This window comes from Mesorhizobium sp. M7A.F.Ca.CA.004.04.2.1, assembly GCF_004022825.1.
In the GTDB taxonomy this organism is placed as follows: Bacteria; Pseudomonadota; Alphaproteobacteria; order Rhizobiales; family Rhizobiaceae; genus Mesorhizobium.
In genome coordinates, this window is the sequence record NZ_RZPH01000595.1 from 1 (window position 1) to 3,786 (window position 3,786).

Sequence of the window (3,786 nt, forward strand, 5' to 3'; positions counted from 1 at the left end):
GCCTTCCGTCGAACGGGTGTCGATCGATGTCGCCAAGGGCGATTTCGTCGTGCTGGTCGGCCGGTCCGGCTGCGGCAAGACCTCGCTGCTCAACGTCGCCGCCGGCCTTGTCGCGCCGGCACGCGGGCGCGCCTCCATCAACGGCAAGCCGATCACCGCGCCGGGCTCGGACCGGGCGGTGGTGTTCCAGAACGACGCGCTGTTCCCATGGCTGACGGCGCGCGAAAACGTTGCCTTCGCGCTCAGGCTGCGCGGTGTCAGGCCAGCCGAGCGGGCGCAGCGCGCCGATGAGCTGCTGGCGCTGGTGAAGCTCACCGACGCCGGCGACAAGCGCATCTGGGAGCTTTCCGGCGGCATGCGCCAGCGCGTCGGCCTGGCCCGGGCGCTCGCCGCCGAACCCGAATTCCTGCTGCTCGACGAACCGCTCGGCGCGCTCGATGCGCTGACGCGCGAACGCATGCAGACGACGCTGCTCGATCTGTGGACGGCAAGCGAGGTCGGCGTGCTGATGGTGACGCATGGCATCGAGGAGGCGCTGGTGCTGGCCACCCGCATCGTCGTGCTAGCGCCCGGCCCAGGCCGCGTGGTGCGGACTTTTGAACCCGGCTTCTCCAGGCGCTACGCATCGGGCGAAGCCATCCGCACCATCAAGGCCGATCCGGCTTTTGCGGTGGCGCGTGGCGAATTGACCGACGCGATCTTCGAAGGAGAGGCGGCATGACCGTTACCTCCTACACCGAGCGGCCGGGACACAAGATCGACGAGGCCGACGGCCTGTCGGTGCCATGGTCGCGACCCAGCCCCAAGCGCAAAGGCGTTTCGGCCCGCGCGGTCAGCGCTGTGACCATCCTGGTGGTGCTGGCGCTGTGGGCGCTGTCGGCCCGCCTGCAACTGGTGTCGCCAGTGTTCCTGCCATCACCTGCCGCCGTGTGGAACAAGTTCATCACCGTCGCCCGTGACGGCTTCGTCGATGCTACGCTGCTGCAGCATGCCGTCGCCAGCCTGTGGCGAGTATTCGCCGCGCTGGTCGCCGCCCTTGCCATTGGCGTGCCGGTTGGTCTCGCCATCGGCATCAGCGCGATCGGGCGCGGCATCTTCGATCCGCTGCTGGAATTCCTGCGGCCTATCCCGCCGCTTGCCTACTTGCCGCTGGTCATCATCTGGTTCGGCATCGGCGAACCGTCGAAGATCCTGGTGATCACTATTTCCATGCTGGCGCCGGTGGCGCTGTCGACCGCGTCCGGCGTTCGCGGCGTCTCGCAGGAGCGCATCAACGCGGCGCGCTCGCTGGGTGCTACCCAGCGCCAAGTGGTCCGCCACGTCATCCTGCCCAGCGCGCTGCCGTCGATCCTGACCGGCCTGCGCATCGCGCTCGGCGCCGGCTGGTCGACGCTGGTCGCCGCCGAACTGGTGGCGGCGACACGCGGGCTTGGCTTCATGATCCAGTCGGCCGCCCAGTTCCTCGTCACCGACGTGGTGGTGATGGGCATACTGGTAATCGCGGCCATCGCCTTCGTGCTCGAATTCACCATCCGCAGGATCGAGCGCGTGCTCGTCCCGTGGGCGGGACGCGAATGATCGGAGCCCAGAGGAGCAGGAGAATGACGATGACCCATTCCACCGCCGTGCTGTTCGCCCAAGCCGGTAACTGGCTTCTCGCCTGGACCAGGGAAAGCCAGCCGCCAGAACAGCAACCGAAATCGCCAACGCCGGTCCGCTGGGACGCCGAGCGCGACCGCCTGCCGCCACGCGACGAGAGTTTTTACTGGGCCTGGCAGTATTGGTCGCAGTGAAGGGGGCGGTGCGACTTTGCGCCGTCCCCGCGTCTTCGTCATCCTAGGGCGGAGCAAGGAGCGAAGCGACGCAGCGCAGACCCTAGGATCCATGCCGCGACGGTGATGCCATGCTCCGGCGGTGAAAGAAACCGAGCGCCTACCAGCCGGTTCCACGAAAGAGCTCGAACCACTCTGGATTGGCTTTTTCGATCAACTCGATCTTCCATTGACGTGGCCAGCGCTTCAGTGACTTCTCGCGCTGGATGGCATCGTGCCGCGCTTCTGGCTCGCGGTCATGTAGACGTAGCCGGTCATGGTTTCAGGGTAGCCCGCGTTATTGGGCGTGCAAGCGCCATTCTGATCCGTTGCATCCTAAAGCCAATGTCACGGCATGGATCCTAGGGTCTGCGCCGCGTCGCTTCGCTCCTTGCTCCGCCCTAGGATGACGAATTCTGGGCTGCCGTAGAAGACAATTCCACATCGATGCCTCAACTCGCAAAATCATTCCTCTACTAAATTTATAGAACTACCTAGCCTGATCCATCTTCCAACCGGCGAGGCCATTTTCCCGGCGCCGATCCGCATCGAAGGAGAGGATCAATGTTCAATCTAACGAGACGTGTTTTCGGCATCGGCCTGCTGGCGGCGACGGTTGCCGTGTCATCCGGCGCCACAGCGCAGGAGCTGAAGCAGCTCAGCATCGGCTATCAGAAGACCGGCCTGCCGGTGATCGCCAGACAGCAGCAGGTGATCGAAAAGGCCCTTGAAGACAAGGGCGTGACGGTCAAATGGGTCGAGTTCACCGCCGGGCCGCCGCTGGTCGAGGCGCTCAATGTCGGCGCCATCGATGTCGGCTGGACCGGCGACGCACCGCCGATCTTCGGCCAGTCGGCGGGGGCCAACATCGTCTATGCCGCCGCGCTGCCGTCGAATGGCGAGGGCGAGGCGATCTTCGTCAAGCCGGCGTCGCCGATCCAGTCGATCGCCGATCTCAAGGGCAAGCGCGTCGGCGTCGGCAAGGGCACCAGCGCGCATAATCTGCTCGTCGCGGCGCTGGAAAAGGCTGGCCTTGCCTTCGACCAGATCACGCCGGTCTATCTCAGCCCGGCGGATGCAGCCGCAGCCTTCGCCAGCGACCAGATCGATGCCTGGAGCGTTTGGGATCCGTTCTTCGCCATCGCCGAAACCCGCTACCAGCCGCGTGTGCTGGCCCGCTCCAGCGAGGTGCTCAAGGTTAACACCTACTTCCTCGCCAACAAGGATTTCGCCAAGGCGCATCCCGAAACCATCACAACGACGATATCGGCGCTTGGCGAGGCGGCGAAATGGGCCGACCAGAACCGAGACAAGGTGGCCGCGGCGCTGCATGAGGTCACCGGCGTGCCGCTCGACGCGCAGATCATCGCCGCCAACCGCACCAAGTTCGGCATCTTTCCGATCACCGACGAGATCATCGCCGGCCAGCAGGCCACCGCCGACCGCTTTTACAAGCTCGGGCTGATCCCGAAAGCGGTCCGCATCTCCGACGCGGTGTGGACGGCACCCGGCAACTAACTTGTCCCCTGACGGCGCCGGGTGAGTACGCCCGGCGCCATTTGCGTTTGCACCCATATCTACAGGAGATCCGCCCGTGACTGTGCCAGACATGACCGCGCCTGCCAGCACCGCACCGCTCGATTTCTTCTGGTTCATCCCGACGCATGGCGACGGTTCTTATCTCGGTTCCGAGGAGCAGCAGCGACCGCCCGAATTCGGCTACTTCAAGGAGATCGCGCAAGCGGTCGACCGGCTCGGCTTTCCCGGCGTGCTGCTGCCCACGGGTCAGAACTGCGAGGATTCCTGGATCACCGCGACAGGTCTCGCGACGCTGACCGAAAAGCTGAAGTTTCTCGTTGCGCTGCGGCCGGGTGTCACGCTGCCGACTTTCGCCGCGCGCCAGACCGCCGCCCTCGATCGCTTGAGCAATGGCCGCCTGCTGCTCAATGTCGTGGTCGGCGGCGAGGTCCTGGCC

5 protein-coding genes are annotated in these 3,786 nt (G+C 65.3%); all 5 read left to right on the forward strand.

What is annotated here, in order from left to right; translation table 11 throughout:
- Window positions 1-721 (forward strand): taurine ABC transporter ATP-binding protein (locus EN893_RS23325; RefSeq protein ID WP_128361804.1); only part of this gene is annotated, 721 nt, incomplete at its 5' end.
- Window positions 718-1,578: an ABC transporter permease subunit gene (locus tag EN893_RS23330; RefSeq protein ID WP_127269226.1), complete on the forward strand. Its 861-nt coding sequence runs from the start codon at window positions 718-720 to the stop codon at window positions 1,576-1,578. The genes EN893_RS23325 and EN893_RS23330, both read left to right, overlap by 4 nt.
- Before the next feature lie 29 nt (window positions 1,579-1,607).
- A complete protein-coding gene (locus EN893_RS23335; RefSeq protein ID WP_127269227.1) occupies window positions 1,608-1,793 on the forward strand; it encodes a hypothetical protein in 186 nt (61 codons plus the stop codon).
- A 582-nt stretch (window positions 1,794-2,375) separates the two neighbouring features.
- The gene (locus EN893_RS23340; RefSeq protein ID WP_127269228.1) at window positions 2,376-3,329 is read left to right on the forward strand and encodes a sulfonate ABC transporter substrate-binding protein; all 954 of its coding nucleotides are present in this window, start codon (window positions 2,376-2,378) and stop codon (window positions 3,327-3,329) included.
- Between the two features lie 91 nt (window positions 3,330-3,420).
- The coding region (locus EN893_RS23345) for an LLM class flavin-dependent oxidoreductase (RefSeq protein WP_164901043.1) at window positions 3,421-3,786 on the forward strand (366 nt) is incomplete at its 3' end.

What these genes read in the sequence shown, in the direction of transcription:
- EN893_RS23330 (WP_127269226.1), top strand. Translation starts at nt 718, where the DNA reads ATGACCGTTACCTCCTACACCGAGCGGCCGGGACACAAGATCGACGAG.
- EN893_RS23335 (WP_127269227.1), top strand. Translation starts at nt 1,608, where the DNA reads ATGACCCATTCCACCGCCGTGCTGTTCGCCCAAGCCGGTAACTGGCTT.
- EN893_RS23340 (WP_127269228.1), top strand. Translation starts at nt 2,376, where the DNA reads ATGTTCAATCTAACGAGACGTGTTTTCGGCATCGGCCTGCTGGCGGCG.